This is a genomic window from Blastococcus sp. SYSU DS0753 (assembly GCF_054051175.1).
The window spans coordinates 215,481-229,899 of sequence record NZ_JBJHAT010000002.1; the positions used below are offsets into that span (position 1 = coordinate 215,481).

The window sequence follows — 14,419 nt, forward strand, 5'->3', positions numbered from 1 at the left end:
CCGTGACAGAGGAGAACCCCGTGAGTGACCGCCCCAGCGTGCTGTTCGTCTGCGTGCACAACGCCGGCCGTTCCCAGATGGCCGCCGGCTGGCTGCGGCACCTGGCCGGCGACGGCGTCGAGGTGCGGTCGGCCGGCTCGCTGCCCGGCGACCAGGTGAACCCGGCGGCGGTCGAGGCGATGGCCGAGGTCGGCATCGACATCTCCGACCAGCGACCCAAGGTGCTCACCACCGAGGCCGTCGAGGCCTCCGACGTGGTCATCACGATGGGGTGCGGCGACGCCTGCCCGATCTTCCCGGGCAAGCGTTACCTGGACTGGGCGCTGGAGGATCCGGCGGGCAAGGGCGTGGAGTCGGTGCGGCCGATCCGCGACGAGATCGAGCGGCGCATCCGCGGGCTGCTCGCCGAGCTGGGGGTCAGCGCTCCCGCCTGAGCACGAAGAAGAACGGATCGGGCAGGCCGCGCAGGTCCATCATCCCGAGGACCGTGCGGCTGCTCACCCGCTTGAAGACGTCGATGATCGGCAGCCGGTCGTAGACCATCGCGGCGGTGACGAGACCGCGGTGCTCGACCGCCCGCAACCGGGCCTTCGGGCGGGAGGTCGTCAGCAGCGGCCGGACGGCGGTGAACGCGGCCCGGGCAACCCGCGAGTGAGCCAGCCGCGGGGCGGCGCGGAGCACGCCGACCGGGATCAGCGCGGGGTCGACCGGCCGCGGCCCGGCCGCCGTCCCGAACAGCAGCGGGTGCACCGTCTCGGTGTCGATGAACTCCTTGCCCCACCAGCCGTAGGCCGCCAGCAGCCCGTCCAGCGGGGAGCCCGTGGGCAGCTCGCTGCCCCGCCACCGGCCGAGCATCTCCTCGACCGGCTGCGGCTCGAACCAGTCGAAGGACGACTGCGCTTCTGCCCGGGAGACACCGTCCCGCTGGGCATCGCGGACCCACGCGTCCGGGCTGGTGAACCGCAGTGTCACCCCACCGGGCGCTCGAAGGTGACCAGCACGCCGTCGACCCCACCCGGGCCGATGCGGCCCTTGACCTCCACCGAGGTGATCGCCTTGAGCTGCCATCCCTCCCGGGCGTGCTGGTTGAGCACCTTCTCCAGCTTGCCGCCGCTCATCTTGCCGCCGATGAGGCCCTCGCGGATCTCCTCGACCTTGTACTCGTAGCGCGCTGCAGCCACGGGTCACCCGTCCTCTCGCCTGGTCCGGCCGGTCGCCCGCCAGCCTGCCGCGCTCCCCCGCCGGCGTCGAGCCGGGCGAGCTGCAACGGCTCTAGTGATACGGATCACTCGTGTGTAACGTCCGCGCGGGGCGCCGCCGGCGCCGGGAGGAGCACGCGTGAGGACCACACCGAGACATCCACGGCGCAGCCGCTGGGCCGCCGTCCTGCTGGGCGCCCTGATGATCACCGCCGTCCCCGGAACGGCGGCTGCCGACCCCGACGCGACGTCGGCCGAACCCCTGCCGGTCGTGTTCGTGCACGGCAACAGCGGCTCGGCCGCCCAGTGGCAGACGCAGTTCCAGCGGTTCACCAGCAACGGCTATCCCCAGGAGCTGCTGTTCGCCTACGAGTACGACACCAGCGGCAGCGACAACACGCAGGCGATCGCGGAGCTCGACCCCTTCCTGGACGCCGTGCTGGCGCAGACCGGCGCCGAGCAGGTGCTGCTCGCCGCGCACTCCCGCGGCACCACGGTGAGCCACGCGTACCTGGCCGAGCCGGCGCAGGCGGCGAAGGTCGCCAAGTACGCCAACCTGGACGGGCGCAGCGCCGAGACGCCGCCCGGCGGCGTCCCGACGCTGGCGGTCTGGGGTGAGTGGTACTCCCCGCCCGAGCCCCGCCGCGGCAGCGTCGGCGTGATCGAAGGCGCGGTGGCGAACCTCTACAACCCCGACCAGGGCCACACCGAGGCCGCCTCGTCGGCGCGGACCTTCGCCGCCGTCTACGAGTTCTTCACCGGCTCGGCGCCCGCGACCACCGACGTCGTGCCGGAGCCGCCCGCCGAGGTCACCGTCGCCGGACGCGCCGTGCTGTTCCCGCAGAACCTCGGCTTCGAGGGCGCCACCCTCGAGGTGTGGCGGGTGAGCACGCGGACCGGCCGGCACACCTCCGCCCACCCGGTGGCGACGATCCCGATCACCGGTGACGGGTCCTTCGGCCCGCTGGACCTGTACGGCCGGCACAGCTACGAGTTCGCGCTCCACCGGCCCGACGGCTCGGTCCACCACTTCTACCAGTCGCCGTTCGCCCGGTCCGACCACTTCGTCCGCCTCAACAGCGGCATCGCCGGCGAGGGCCTCGAGGCCTTCGTGCCCAAGAGCGAGGAGCACACCAACCTGGCCCTGATCCGGGCGCGGGAGATCTGGGGTGACCAGGGTGCGGACTCCGACGAGATCACCGTCGACGTGATCGGCGACCGCACCGGCCCGCTGGACGTGACCACCCCCGCCACCACGCCGCGGAGCAGCACCGAGGGCACGTTCGGGCGGGTCGGTGAGGTGAACGCCCTCTTCCTCACCGACGTCGGCACGCGGACGCCGACCGGGTACACCGCGCCGGACCAGGCCACCGACCTGAGCAAGGGCGACCTGTTCCCGTTCAACACGCTCACGTTCCTCAACGCGGTCGACGCCTACCTGCCGGCGAGCCCGCGCGGGCTGCGCCCGATCCGCATCGAGGTGCGGCCGCGCGGCGGCGGGGAGCCCGAGGTGATCACGGTTCCCGGCTTCCCGTCGGTGAACGACCGCATCTCGGTGCAGCTCCGCGACTCGGTCCAGGACGACTACGCCTTCGGGCGTCGCTGACCTGACGGGTGCGGCCCGGTGGCGCTCAACCGCCGGGCCGCACCCAGCCGGCCTCCAACAGCGCCGTCTGCACGCGGTCGGCCGCCTCGACGGCGACCGGACGGCCGGCGACCAGATCGGCGTAGAGGAACGCCTCGGCCAGCTTGACCAGGGCGTAGGCCAGGCTCTCCCGGTCGATGATCGGCCGCAGCCGGCCGGCCCGCTCGTCGCTCTCGATCAGCTCCACCGCGACCCGCACCGCGCGGGGCTCCACCGGCCCCGCGGGATCGGTGAGCACCCGCAACGCCAACTCCGGCTCGCTGTCGATGAAGGTGCGGATGCCGGTGCTGCCGACGACCCCGGCGTTGAACGCCCGGATGACCCGCGCGCTGCGGAGCTCCGGGTCCCCCGGCGTGCGCCGCGCGTCCTCCGCGGCCGTGCACGCCTGCCAGCCGCGCTCGGCGAGGTACCAGACCGCCTCGCCGACCAGTCGCTCGCGGCTGCCGACGTGCCGGTGCAGGGTCATCCGGGAGACCCCGATCTCCTCGCCCAGCGCACCCATGTCGATGCGCCGCCCGGAGTGGATCCACCGGGCCGCCAGCGCGATCACCGTGGCCGCGTCCACCCGCGTGCGCGCGGGACGGTTCCCGGTCCGGTCCACGGTCGGAATGGTCCCAGAGCCGGGCGTGCGGTCCCCGGGACCGCTGCTCATGGACCGTCGGCGCCGGCCAGGGAACGTTCGAGCTCCGGCGTCAGCCGCGGGATCGGCCGGGTGTCGTCGTCCACCGGGCGCCGCGTGGCCGCTGAGACGAACGGGCTGCGCACCGCCGCGGCCACCGCGTCCGGGTCGGCGCGGGCGGCGAGAACCCGGCCGCCCGTGTCGACGGGGGCGGCGAGCCCGACGGGGGTGACCTCGACGGCCGCCCAGCGGGCCGCACCGGCGCCGAACGCCGTCGCCGACAGCGCGGCCAGCTCGCGCCACTGCCGCCCGACGAACTGCACCCGGTGGACGTCGTCGGTCCGGGACCGGACCACCGCCCGGAAGACGACGTGCTCGGCGCGGTCGGGCACGCGGATGGCCAGTTCGACCTCGGCGCCCACGGAGGCGCCGACGCCGCGGACGCGGAGCTGCGCGCCTCCGAGCGAGACGTCGACGAGCCGCGCGGGCGCCCCGTCGACCACGGCCGGCAGTGCGGCCGGGAAGCGGTGACCGTCCCGGCGCTCGGCGGAGAAGCGCGGATCGCGGATCCGCCGGATGCCGGCCAGCACGAAGCCGAGGGTGACGCTCACCCAGAGGACCGGCACCAGCGTGGTGCCGCCCCAGCGGAGCTCGATCGGGGTCCAGCCGGCCAGGCTCGCGGCCGTGTGGAGCAGGCTGCCGGCGAGCACGGCGGCGAGTGCGAGCAGCAGCGCGGGCACCCGAGCGCGGGTCCGCTCCTCCCCGGTGCGCCCCTTCGCGGTGACCGCGAACCGGCCCGTGCCGCGCAGCACCAGCGACAGCGTCGCGGCGAGGTTGGAGGGCAGCCGGACGACCTCGAACAGCAGCGAGAAGCGCGCCGGGGCGAACCCGCGCGACAGCAGCGTCAGCGCCGCCTGCTGGAGCAGGAAGGGGACGCCGGCCATCACCGCGAACAGCGCGGGCGGTGCATCCACCGGGAAGAGCCCGGTGACCAGCACGGCGACCGGGACCAGGGCCAGCCCCAGCGTCCGCCACGAGTCGAACCACGCCGACAGCGAGTAGAGGTAGCCCAGCCGCTGCCGCAGCGTCAGCCCCGTGGCGGTGAGCGGGTTGTCGTGCCGCAGCACCTGCATCGCCCCCCGGCCCCACCGCCGGCGCTGCGCGTAGAACGCGTCCGGGCTGCCGGCCGCGAGCCCGCGGGCGAGCACCTCGTTGTGGTACGCGCTCCGCCAGCCGGCGCGGTGCAGCTTCATCGTCGTGTGGAAGTCCTCGGTGAGCGACTCCGTCGCCACTCCCCCGATCTCGCGCAGCGCCTCGGCGCGCAGGACCGCGTTCGTGCCGCACCAGAAGGCGGCCCCCGCGTGGTGCTTGCCCGCCTGGATCACCCGGTAGAAGAGCGACTCCTCGTGCAGGTCGGCGCCCGGGCGCAGGTGCTCGAACGAGCCGGTGTTGTAGAAGTGCTGCGGTGTCTGCACCAGCGCCAGCCGCTCGTCGGCGAAGTAGGGCAGCGTGCGGGTGAGGAAGTCCGGGTCGGGGACGTGGTCGGCGTCGAACACCGCGACGAGGTCGGTGCGCACCAGCGCCAGCGCGTGGTTGAGGTTGCCCGCCTTGGCGTGGTCGTGCTCGGGGCGGGTGACGTACCGCGCGCCGAGCGCCGTCACCATCTCCTCCACCTCGAGCCGGTCGCCGTCGTCGAGCACCCAGGTCTCGTGCTCGCCCTCCATCGCCAGGCAGGCGGCGACGGTCGGCAGGAGCACGTCCAGGTGCTCGTTGTAGGTGGCGATGAGCACGGTGACCGACGGCGGCGGCCCGGGGCGGGGCGCCGGCACGGTCGCCGGGGCGACGGTCCAGGTGGTCATCACGAACAGCAGCAGGGCGAGGCCGCCGTAGACCTCGAGCGCCAGGAACGGCACCCCCAGCCAGAGCGCCGGCCCCTCGGGCAGCGTGGCCAGCAGCCGCCAGGTGAGGTAGCCGGCGGTCGCCAGGACGGCGGCGACGGCCACGGCGCGCACGCCGAGGAGCCGCAGGGCGCTCTCCGGCGCCGGAACGGCGTCCCGGGTCCCGCTGGGGCGGCCCAGCGCCGCCCGTTCGATGCTCACCCCGAGGGAATCGACATCTCCCCGCGGCGCGCACATCCCCCCGAGGGGTGAGATCGACCCGCGTGCTCAGCCGGAGGTGACGCGGAGCCGGGCAGCGGTCCGATCGGCCATGTCCGCGAACTCGGCCCCCTCGTGCAGCAGCGTCCACGCCATAACCAGTTCCACCGCCGAGGGCACAGCGGCCACGTCGACGACTGCCGGCGGCGCCACGAGGTGCCGGACGCTCTCGACGAGCAGCCCGTCCCCGGGGCCACCGGCCTGCCGCTCCACCCGCCGGACGCGCAGCGCCGGGCCCGCCGGCAGCGCCACCAGGTCGACCTCGGGAGGGGCCAGCCCACGCCCGACCGTGGCGCGTTCCTGCTCGGCGAGCTCCGCCAGCCCGGTGGTGAGCCGGTACCGGTCCGCGCGGAGGCTGACGAGGACGCCGTACCGGGGATCGGGGATCCAGAGCGCGGCCAGGTCGGGGGTTCCCTCGCGCAGGGCGGTGGCCAGCGACAGCACCTGTTCGCCGAGCGTTCCCGCCGCGGCGCCGTGGACGCCGAGGCCGTCGCAGACCGCCTGCGTCCAGGCGGCGACGGCCCCGGAGCGTGGCAGCCACACCCAGCCCGCGCCGGACGGCTCGACCCGGTAGGTCCAGTCCTGGACGGCGCCGGTCACGGGAGCCACCGGAAGGAGCCGGCGACGGCGTCGAACAGCGCGGTCAGCGGCTCGAGCAGCTCCAGCAGCGGCGTCGAGAAGCTCAGCAGCACGTAGCCGCCGCCGGGCATCGGGTGCTGGTACTGCACCACCGCCGTCTCGAGCAGCCGGCCGTCCGGTGCCGGTGCCTGCGTCCGGCGGCGCAGGCGGGCCACGGGGCCGGCCGCGAGCTCCACCACCTCCGCGGCCGCCCCCGCTCCCCCCGCGGCGAGGAAGGCCGCCTCCGCGGCGCCCGGCCGGTCCCCCGCCGGGCGCGGGGGGACGACGCCCACCGCCAGGGCGCACGCGATCGGCGGGGCGCCGTCCTGGAACACCGGGAGGTGCACCTCGACGGTGTGGCTGTCGCTGCGGGCGGCGGCCGCGCCGTGCAGCGCGCGCGCCACCTGCGGCATCAGCCGGTCGCGGTCGGGCCGGCCCCGGGTGACCGCCCGGGCGATCCGACGGACGTCGGCATCCCGCCGCGCCTCGTCCAGGACCCGGATCCGCGCCCAGTCGCCGGGCACCGCGAACGTGAAGTCCCGGGGGCGGAGCGCCGTGGTCACCGTCCGGACCCGACGGGGGTGCGGGGTCCGTGGCCGCGCAGCTCCTCGCCGATCGCGCGGCCGGTGGCGGCGCTCCCGGCACCGGCCGAGGAGAGCACCGCGGCGTCGGCGAGGAACTGGCTGCGCTGCCCCGTCCGGACCACGGGGGCGGCGGTGGTCGCGGGGTGGACCGTCGGGGAGCGACCGGAGGTCACGTCGCGGAACAGCCCCGACGGGCGGTAGGCCTCGGCCCACTCCCCGCGGGTGGGCACCCAGCCGGACGGCCGGCGGGCTCGGGAAGTGAGCGCGCCGGGCACGGACCCGCCGGCCGGGACGCCCTGGTCCCGCACCGCCTGCCGGGCCTGCCGGCGGGTCATCCCCGAGGCGCGCAGGTGCTGCACCAGCGAGGGGCGGGCCAGCCCGCGGGTGCCGGTGGCGACCGCCCGGCCGGCCAGCGCGAAGGCACGGCCCACCCCGAAGGTGAGCACGCCCACCGCGTCCCACAGCATGTCCGACAGCTCCGCCCGGCCCGCCGCGTGCAGCACGGTGTTCCCCGCCAGGGAGACGGCCCCGGTGACGAACGCGAGCCCCGCGAACGCCGCGGCGAACGGTTGCAGGCCCGGGATGGCCAGCAGGAAGAGCGCGACGAGCCCGAAGACCGCCGAGAGCTTCCCGGCCCAGCCCGTGACGACGGCGACGACGTCCAGCACGTCGTCCCAGAAGCTGTCCGCGAGGTGGTCGCTGGCGCCCAGGACGTCGTCGATGGCGTCGGCTGCGGCGTTCCCCGCCGCCTGCCACTCGGCCTCCAGCGCCGCGAGCTCCTCGTCGGCCGCCCGGATGCCGGCGGTGGCGGCCGCGGCATCGTCGTGCGCCCGGCGTTCGGCGACCGGATCGGGCTCCGGCAGCGTCGCGGCGCGTTCCCTCGCCCGCCAGGCGGCGTCCCGGGCGTCCTCGGCCCGCTGGGCGCGCGCGAGGACCGTGTCGGCGCCCGCTTGGACGTCGTCGAGCGTGCGCGCGTAGGCGGCGAGCGCCTCCGCCGTGCCCTCGTACCGGTCGAGGGCCTGCTCGATCGTCCCGGCCACCTCGGCGGTCCGCTCGCGGAAGGCCCGGCCGGCGTCGGACTCCCAGGTCGTCGCGCTGTCGTGGATGGTGCGGAGCGCCCTGGCCGCCGTGGTGATCGCCGCCGCCGTGTCGGCGTACCGCCGGGCGAGCCGGGCGATCGCCGCGGGGTCGCCGCCGACCGGGTCCGAGGGGCGCAGCGGCGACCAGTCACGCGGGCGGCTCACCGCTCACCGGCCAGGGCGGCGACCAGCTCGGTCTCGATCCGCTCGTACACCTCGGCGGCGTCCTGGGCGGCCTGGCCGAGGCCCTCGACCAGCCCGGCCATCTCCGTCCGCCGATGGTCCCAGTTGCTGCCGAACTCCCGCAGCCGGTCGCGCAGCCGGTCGTGCGCGATGACGTCGCTGCCGACGTCCGCCGTGTCCCGTGCGCCGTCGAACTCCCGGTAGACGACCAGCAGGGCACGGCCGGCGTCGCGCAGGACCGGGGTCTCCACCTCGAGGCCGTCAGTCACGACGCGGACCCTAGGCGGATCCGGCTCGGGTCCGGATCCGTTGTCCACAGGCAGCTCAGGCGGTGCGGGGGCCCTCCCAGAGGTCGATGCCGGCGTCCACGGCGTGCCGGTCGATCGCGGCGAGCTCGTCCTCGGTGAACCCGAGGTTCTCCAGCGCGCCGACGTTCTGCTCCAGCTGCGCCACGCTGCTGGCCCCGATCAGCACGGTGGTCATCCGCTGGTCCCGCAGCGCCCAGGCAAGCGCCATCTGGGCCAGCGACTGCCCGCGCTGCTGCGCCATGTCGTCGAGCGCCCGGACGTGGGTGAGCGCCTGCTCGGTGAGCAGGTCCGGCGAGAGCGACTTGCCCTGACTGGCGCGCGATCCCTCCGGGACGCCGCCGAGGTACTTGTCGGTGAGCATGCCCTGCGCCAGCGGCGAGAAGGCGATGCACCCGGCCCCGACGTCGGCGAGGGTGTCGAGCAGGTCCTCCCGCTCGATCCAGCGGTTGAGCATCGAGTAGGACGGCTGGTGGATCAGCAGCGGCGTCCCCAGGTCGGCGAGGATCGCCGCCGCCCGGCGGGTCTGCTCCGGCGAGTACGACGAGATGCCCGCGTAGAGGGCCCTCCCGGAACGGACGGCGGTGTCCAGCGCCCCCATCGTCTCCTCCAGCGGCGTCGTGGGGTCGGGCCGGTGGCTGTAGAAGATGTCGACGTACTCCAGGCCCATCCGCCGCAGCGACTGGTCCAGGCTGCTCAGCACGTACTTCCGCGAGCCGCCGCCCTGGCCGTACGGGCCGGGCCACATGTCGTAGCCGGCCTTCGTGCTGATGACCAGCTCGTCGCGGTAGGGCCGGAAGTCGTCCCGGAGGTGCCGGCCGAAGTTGCTCTCGGCCGAGCCGTAGGGGGGCCCGTAGTTGTTCGCGAGGTCGAAGTGCGTGATGCCCAGGTCGAACGCCCGGCGGAGGATGGCGCGCTGACGGTCGAACGGGACGTCGTCGCCGAAGTTGTGCCAGAGGCCCAGGCTGATCGAGGGGAGGTCCAGGCCACTGCGCCCGGTGCGGCGGTAGGGCATGGACTCGTAGCGGTCGTCGGCAGCGGAGTAGGCCATCGCTGCATCCTGTCCGACCGCCCGCTCCCCCGCCCACCGGCCCCGTAGCCTCGTCCGGCGCGGTCGCCGCCGCTAGGCTGGGCGGCGCCGTCCCCGCCTCACCCCAGGAGTGCCCGTGCTGCTGCGCCTGATCGGTCTGCTGCTGGTCGTCTGGCTGGCGCTGTCGATCATCGGGGCGCTGATCGAGGGGCTGTTCTGGCTGCTGCTCGTGGGCGTCGTGCTCTTCCTGGCCACCGCCGCCTACGGCTGGTTGAAGGGCAGCAGCAAGGTCTGACCGGGCCGGTCAGTCCCCGTCTGCGTCGCCGCCGGCTCCGTCGGCGTACGGCAGCTGATCGGTGCGCCGGTCCACCGGTGGCAGTTCCGGCACCGGCTGCCCGGCCACCTGCTCGGCGGGAGTGACGCGGACGCCGGCCTCCAGGTCGTCCAGTCCGATGGCGTAGCGGTTCTCCGTCATGGGCGCACCCTCCACCCCGGCGACCGGATCGTCCAGACCGGCCCGCGCCGTGCCCGGCGTGGCCGCACCCCTCTGACGTCGGCGGCTCCCGGCCGGCACCGCCAGGGGGGTCAACCGCCGGTCGGCGCCCGCTGGGGCACGGCGACGCTGAGGAGGACGACGCTGTCCTCGTCGGCGTGCAGGCTGTGCCGGCGATCGGGGATGGGACCTGTCTCCAGCGCGCCCAGCTCCACGGCGTCCTCCCCGGAGACGAGCCGGACCTTCCCGCGCAGGACCAGCAGGCTGGCCGGGCCGGGGCTCTCGTGCTCGGCGAGCTGCTGGCCCCGCACCAGGGCGATCACGGTCTGCCGCAGCCCGTCGACGGGGTGCGGCAGGGTGCGCGCGGCGCGCTGGGCCTTCCCCGCCGCTGCGTCGGCGAGGAGCTCGGCGGCCAGCCGTTCCAGGTCCACGGGTCGTCGGTCGTCCACGGGCCCCATCGTGCGCCGGCGTCCCGAAGGCGACCGCGCTCGCCTGGTCGCCCACGTCACCCGCCGGTCGCGGACATGGGGCGGGTGGGCTGCAGGAAGCTGGGGTCGTCGATGCCGTGGCCGGGCAGCTTGCCCAGGGTGGCGATCCGCCACCGGTCGGCGAGCTCGGTGTCGGTGGCGCCGTCGCGCATCGCGGTGCGCAGGTCGGACTCCTCGCGGGCGGACAGGCAGTTGCGGATCTGCCCGTCGGCGGTGAGCCGGGTGCGGTCGCAGGCGCCGCAGAACGAGCGGGCCACCGAGGCGATCATCCCGGAGGTGGCCGGGCCGCCGTCGGCAGCCAGATCCGGCGCACCCACCGCGGGCGGGTCCACACCCGCGTAGCGACGACCCGGGCGCCTCCCGGGTGACCCCCGTCGTCGGAACTCCGAGGCGATCGGCGCGGCGCGGGAAATGGTGCGGTGCGCGCCTCTCCCGCCAGGTCGGCCGCGGTCGCCGCCTCATTTCTCGCGGGCTGCGAGTAATGACCGGACGCGAGCGCGCATGCGATGATCGACGACGTTCCCCACCCGAATGGACGGCAGAACGGGGGCGGCGCTGCAGAATGGCGCCGCACTCCACGTCCGACCGCGTCGGGAATGGTCGGCCCACCGGCGGCGGAACGAGGAGAGATGTCCGATCTCGGCAGTCTGGTGAATGCCTGCCTGATGCCCGGGTTCGCCGGTCCGGACGTTCCCGGGTGGGTGCTCGACGCGCTCGGCGACGGGCTCGCCGGGGTCTGCCTCTACGGGCAGAACCTGACCGCCGGTGGCGCCGACGGGCAGGTGGCCCGCCTCGGCGGCGCGGTGCGCGCGGCGCGGCCGGACGCGCTCGTCGCCGTCGACGAGGAGGGCGGGGACGTCACCCGGCTGGAGTACCGGACCGGCAGCAGCTACCCGGGCAACCTGGCCCTCGGCGTGCTCGACGACGAGGAGGTGACCGCGGGGGTCGCCGCGGCCATCGGCGCGGACCTCCGGCGCGCCGGCGTGAACGTCGACCTGGCGCCGTCGGTGGACGTCAACAGCGACAGCCGCAACCCGGTCATCGGGGTGCGCGCCTTCGGCGCCGATCCCGGGCTCGTCGCCCGGCACGGGGCGGCCTACGTGCGCGGCCTGCAGTCGACCGGCGTCGCCGCGGCCGCCAAGCACTTCCCCGGGCACGGGGCGACCACTGTCGACTCGCACCTGGACCTCCCGGTCGTCGACGTGGACGAGGCGACGTTCCGCCGCCGCGAGCTGCCGCCGTTCGTCGCGGCGATCGAGGCCGGCGCCCGGCTCGTGATGACCTCGCACGTCGTGTTCCCTGCCCTCGACGCGGCCCCCGCCACGCTGAGCCGCCGCCTGCTGGTCGACCTGCTGCGCACCGAGCTCGGTTTCCGCGGCGTGGTCGTCACCGATGCGCTCGACATGGCCGGGGTGCGGGCGGCGCACGGCATCCCACGCGCCGCGGCGCTGTCACTGGCCGCCGGCGCCGACCTGCTCCTCGTGGGCGCCGAGGACGGCGAGGAGCACTGCGCCGCCATCCGCGAGGCGGTCGCCGGGCACCTGCGCGATGGCACGCTGACCGAGGACCGGCTGCACGAGGCCGCGGGCCGGGTGGCCGGGCTGCGTCGTGAACTGGCCTCGGCCCCGACCGTCGACGTCGGTGACGCGCCCGCCGACATCGGTGTGCGGACGGCCCGGGCGGCCCGACGGGCCCGCGACCTGCGGCAGCTGCCCGCGCCCGCGCTGGTGGCCGAGCTGCGGGCGGAGGCGAACATGGCGGTCGGCGCGGCCGGGTGGAGCCTGGCCGACCCGTTGCGGGAGCTCGGGCACCTCGACGCCCTGGTGACGGTCACGGACGGCGGCCCCACCCCCGACGCGGTCGCCGGTGCAGCGGCCGGCCGGCCGCTGGTCGTGGCGGTCCGGGACGCGTACCGGAGCCCGTGGCAGGAACGCTGGCTGCGCCGGCTGGCGCAGCTGCGGCCCGATGCGGTCACCGTCGCGCTCGGCATGCCCGACGACCTCGCGCTCGTGCCCGGGCCGGCCGTCGCCGTCCACGGCGCCTCCCGCGCCTGCACCCGGGCTGCGGCCGAGGCGCTGGTCGGCCGGTGACCGGGCGCGGGATCTCGACGCTGCTGCGCGGCGGCCGGAAGGTCGACGCCGACGGCCGGGTGGACGGCTTCTGGGTGCTCTTCCGGGGCGACACGATCGCCGCGGCCGGCACCGGGGAAGCGCCGGCCGCCGACCGGGTCGTCGACCTGGCCGGCGCCTGGCTGACCCCCGGGTTCGTCGACCTGCACGTCCACGGCGGCGGCGGGTACACCGCGGAGGACGGCCCCGACGGCATGCGCCGGGCGCTGGAGGTGCACCGCGCCCACGGCACGACCCGCTCGCTGATCAGCCTGGTCGCCGCGCCCGTGGAGCGTCTGGAGGCCTCCCTCGCCGCGATCGCCGACCTGGCCCGGTCCGACGAGCGGGTGCTCGGCGCGCACCTGGAGGGGCCGTTCCTGGCGGCGTCCCGGTGCGGGGCGCACGACCCCGGGCACCTGCGCCCACCGGCACCCGACGTCGTCGAGCGGCTGCTGCGCGCCGCCCGCGGCGCGCTGCGCTCCGTCACGATCGCCCCCGAGCTGCCCGGTGCGCTCGACGCCGCGCGCCGCCTCACCGCGGCCGGGGTCACCGTGGCCGTCGGGCACACCGAGGCCGACATGGCGTGCACCGCCCGGGCGTTCGACGCGGGCGCCCGGGTGCTCACCCACGCCTTCAACGCGATGCCCGGCCTCGGGCACCGCTCCCCCGGGCCGGTCGGCGCCGCGCTCACCGACCCCCGGGTGACGCTGGAGGTCGTGCTCGACGGGCACCACGTCCACCCGTCGGTCGTGGGGCTGCTGTTCGCCGGGGCGCCCGCCCGGGTGGCCCTGGTCTCCGACGCGATGGCGGCGGCGGGCACCGGAGACGGCCGCTACCGCCTGGGCGGGGCCGACGTCGAGGTGCGCGCCGGCCGCGCGGTGCTGGCGGGCACCGACACGCTGGCCGGCTCGACGCTCACGCTGGACCGTGCGCTGCGTACCGCCGTGGCGGACGTCGGGCTGGATCCGGTCGTCGCCGTGACAGCGCTGACCCGCACGCCGGCGCGCGCCCTCGGCCTCGGCTCCCGGATAGGCCGGCTGGCGCCGGGCTCCGTGGCCGACGCCGTGGTGCTGGACGACGACTGGTCGGTGCGCGCGGTCTGGGCGGCCGGCCGTCCGGTCCGCTGACTCACCCGCCGGAGCCGGCCGGCTTGTGGGCGTGCGTGTGGCGGTAGTAGTCGGCCAGGCGCAGCCGGGAGGCCGCCGCCTCGTCGACGAACACGGCGGCCCGCGGGTGCAGCTGCAGCACCGACGCCGGGCACATGCTGCTCAGCGGGCCCTCCACCGCCGCGGCGACGGCGTCGGCCTTGCGCTCCCCCTGCGCCACGAGCAGGAGCTCGCGGGCCTCGAGGATGGTGCCCAGCCCCTGGGTGAGGCAGTGCATCGGCACCTCGTCGGGGGAGGCGAAGAAGCGGGCGTTGTCGGCGCGGGTGCGCGGCGCCAGCGTCTTGACCCGGGTGCGTGAGGCGATGGACGACGTCGGCTCGTTGAACCCGATGTGCCCGTTGGTGCCGATGCCGAGGATCTGCAGGTCGATGCCGCCGGCCGCGACGATCGCCCGCTCGTAGCCGGCCGCCGCCTCGGCCAGGTCGGCCGCGCGGCCGTCGGGCACGTGCACCCGGGCCGGATCCAGCCCCAGCGGCCGGGTGACGGTCCGCCGGATGACCGAGGCGTAGCTCTCCGGGTGCTCGGGCGGGAGGCCGACGTACTCGTCGAGGGCGAAGCCGCGGACGCCGGAGACGTCGAGCTCACCGGCGGCGACCTGACGGGCGAGCTCGGCGTAGAGACCGAGCGGCGAGGACCCGGTGGCCAGACCCAGCACCGCGTCGCGGCGCCTCCGGACGACGGCTGCGACCCGGGCCGCAGCCTCCCGGGCCACGTCGTCCGGGCCGGGCAGGATCACGACCTCCATG

General features: G+C 75.8%; 18 protein-coding genes. 5 read left to right on the plus strand and 13 right to left on the minus strand.

Translation table 11 applies throughout. The features are described from left to right. The first annotated feature begins 20 nt into the window (after positions 1 to 20). On the plus strand, positions 21 to 434 hold the full coding sequence (locus ACI799_RS02985) for an arsenate reductase ArsC (RefSeq protein ID WP_456589418.1): 414 nt from the start codon (positions 21 to 23) through the stop codon (positions 432 to 434). Here the strand turns inward: ACI799_RS02985 and ACI799_RS02990 are convergent. Next, entirely contained in the window at positions 418 to 972 is a 555-nt protein-coding gene (locus tag ACI799_RS02990) for a DUF4334 domain-containing protein (protein WP_456612417.1), read from the minus strand. The genes ACI799_RS02985 and ACI799_RS02990 overlap by 17 nt on opposite strands. Beyond that, the gene (locus ACI799_RS02995) at positions 969 to 1,181 is read right to left on the minus strand and encodes a DUF4177 domain-containing protein (RefSeq protein ID WP_456589416.1); all 213 of its coding nucleotides are present in this window, start codon (positions 1,179 to 1,181) and stop codon (positions 969 to 971) included. Before ACI799_RS02995 ends, ACI799_RS02990 begins: the two co-directional genes overlap by 4 nt. Before the next feature lie 157 nt (positions 1,182 to 1,338). Between ACI799_RS02995 and ACI799_RS03000 the strand changes: the two genes are divergently transcribed. Further along, entirely contained in the window at positions 1,339 to 2,805 is a 1,467-nt protein-coding gene (locus ACI799_RS03000; RefSeq protein WP_456612418.1) for a hypothetical protein, read from the plus strand. Between the two features lie 25 nt (positions 2,806 to 2,830). On the opposite strand, the gene ACI799_RS03005 is transcribed toward ACI799_RS03000, so the two are convergent. From ACI799_RS03005 to mgrA, 7 genes are all read right to left on the minus strand, one after another. Continuing rightward, complete coding sequence (locus tag ACI799_RS03005; protein ID WP_456589414.1) at positions 2,831 to 3,445, minus strand: QsdR family transcriptional regulator; 615 nt, start codon at positions 3,443 to 3,445, stop codon at positions 2,831 to 2,833. A 47-nt stretch (positions 3,446 to 3,492) separates the two neighbouring features. Continuing rightward, a complete protein-coding gene (locus tag ACI799_RS03010) occupies positions 3,493 to 5,562 on the minus strand; it encodes a glycosyltransferase (protein WP_456612419.1) in 2,070 nt (689 codons plus the stop codon). 66 nt (positions 5,563 to 5,628) lie between these two features. After that, on the minus strand, positions 5,629 to 6,219 hold the full coding sequence (locus ACI799_RS03015; protein WP_456612420.1) for a hypothetical protein: 591 nt from the start codon (positions 6,217 to 6,219) through the stop codon (positions 5,629 to 5,631). Continuing rightward, positions 6,216 to 6,800, minus strand: coding sequence for a hypothetical protein (locus tag ACI799_RS03020; RefSeq protein WP_456589411.1), 585 nt, complete (start codon positions 6,798 to 6,800; stop codon positions 6,216 to 6,218). The genes ACI799_RS03015 and ACI799_RS03020 overlap by 4 nt, the downstream gene beginning before the upstream one ends. Then, complete coding sequence (locus ACI799_RS03025; protein WP_456612421.1) at positions 6,797 to 8,065, minus strand: hypothetical protein; 1,269 nt, start codon at positions 8,063 to 8,065, stop codon at positions 6,797 to 6,799. The genes ACI799_RS03020 and ACI799_RS03025 overlap by 4 nt, the downstream gene beginning before the upstream one ends. Continuing rightward, entirely contained in the window at positions 8,062 to 8,352 is a 291-nt protein-coding gene (locus ACI799_RS03030) for a hypothetical protein (RefSeq protein ID WP_456589409.1), read from the minus strand. The genes ACI799_RS03025 and ACI799_RS03030 overlap by 4 nt, the downstream gene beginning before the upstream one ends. 55 nt (positions 8,353 to 8,407) lie before the next feature. Then, positions 8,408 to 9,439, minus strand: coding sequence for an L-glyceraldehyde 3-phosphate reductase (gene mgrA / locus ACI799_RS03035; protein WP_456589408.1), 1,032 nt, complete (start codon positions 9,437 to 9,439; stop codon positions 8,408 to 8,410). Between the two features lie 115 nt (positions 9,440 to 9,554). Here mgrA and ACI799_RS03040 point away from each other — a divergent pair, with 115 nt between their 5' ends. Further along, positions 9,555 to 9,713, plus strand: a complete 159-nt coding sequence (locus ACI799_RS03040) for a hypothetical protein (RefSeq protein ID WP_456589407.1) — start codon at positions 9,555 to 9,557, stop codon at positions 9,711 to 9,713. 9 nt (positions 9,714 to 9,722) lie between these two features. On the opposite strand, the gene ACI799_RS03045 is transcribed toward ACI799_RS03040, so the two are convergent. From ACI799_RS03045 to ACI799_RS03055, 3 genes are all read right to left on the minus strand, one after another. Continuing rightward, positions 9,723 to 9,893, minus strand: coding sequence for a hypothetical protein (locus tag ACI799_RS03045; RefSeq protein ID WP_456589406.1), 171 nt, complete (start codon positions 9,891 to 9,893; stop codon positions 9,723 to 9,725). Between the two features lie 110 nt (positions 9,894 to 10,003). Then, the gene (locus ACI799_RS03050; RefSeq protein WP_456589405.1) at positions 10,004 to 10,360 is read right to left on the minus strand and encodes a LuxR family transcriptional regulator; all 357 of its coding nucleotides are present in this window, start codon (positions 10,358 to 10,360) and stop codon (positions 10,004 to 10,006) included. Between the two features lie 56 nt (positions 10,361 to 10,416). Continuing rightward, positions 10,417 to 10,716: a hypothetical protein gene (locus ACI799_RS03055; protein ID WP_456612422.1), complete on the minus strand. Its 300-nt coding sequence runs from the start codon at positions 10,714 to 10,716 to the stop codon at positions 10,417 to 10,419. Positions 10,717 to 11,028: 312 nt separating this feature from the next. Between ACI799_RS03055 and ACI799_RS03060 the strand changes: the two genes are divergently transcribed. Continuing rightward, complete coding sequence (locus ACI799_RS03060; protein WP_456589403.1) at positions 11,029 to 12,489, plus strand: glycoside hydrolase family 3 protein; 1,461 nt, start codon at positions 11,029 to 11,031, stop codon at positions 12,487 to 12,489. Beyond that, on the plus strand, positions 12,486 to 13,634 hold the full coding sequence (gene nagA, locus ACI799_RS03065) for an N-acetylglucosamine-6-phosphate deacetylase (protein WP_456612423.1): 1,149 nt from the start codon (positions 12,486 to 12,488) through the stop codon (positions 13,632 to 13,634). The genes ACI799_RS03060 and nagA overlap by 4 nt, the downstream gene beginning before the upstream one ends. 1 nt (position 13,635) lies before the next feature. Here nagA and nagB read toward each other — a convergent pair whose 3' ends face one another. After that, the gene (nagB, locus tag ACI799_RS03070) at positions 13,636 to 14,418 is read right to left on the minus strand and encodes a glucosamine-6-phosphate deaminase (protein WP_456612424.1); all 783 of its coding nucleotides are present in this window, start codon (positions 14,416 to 14,418) and stop codon (positions 13,636 to 13,638) included. Between the last annotated feature and the right edge of the window lies 1 nt (position 14,419).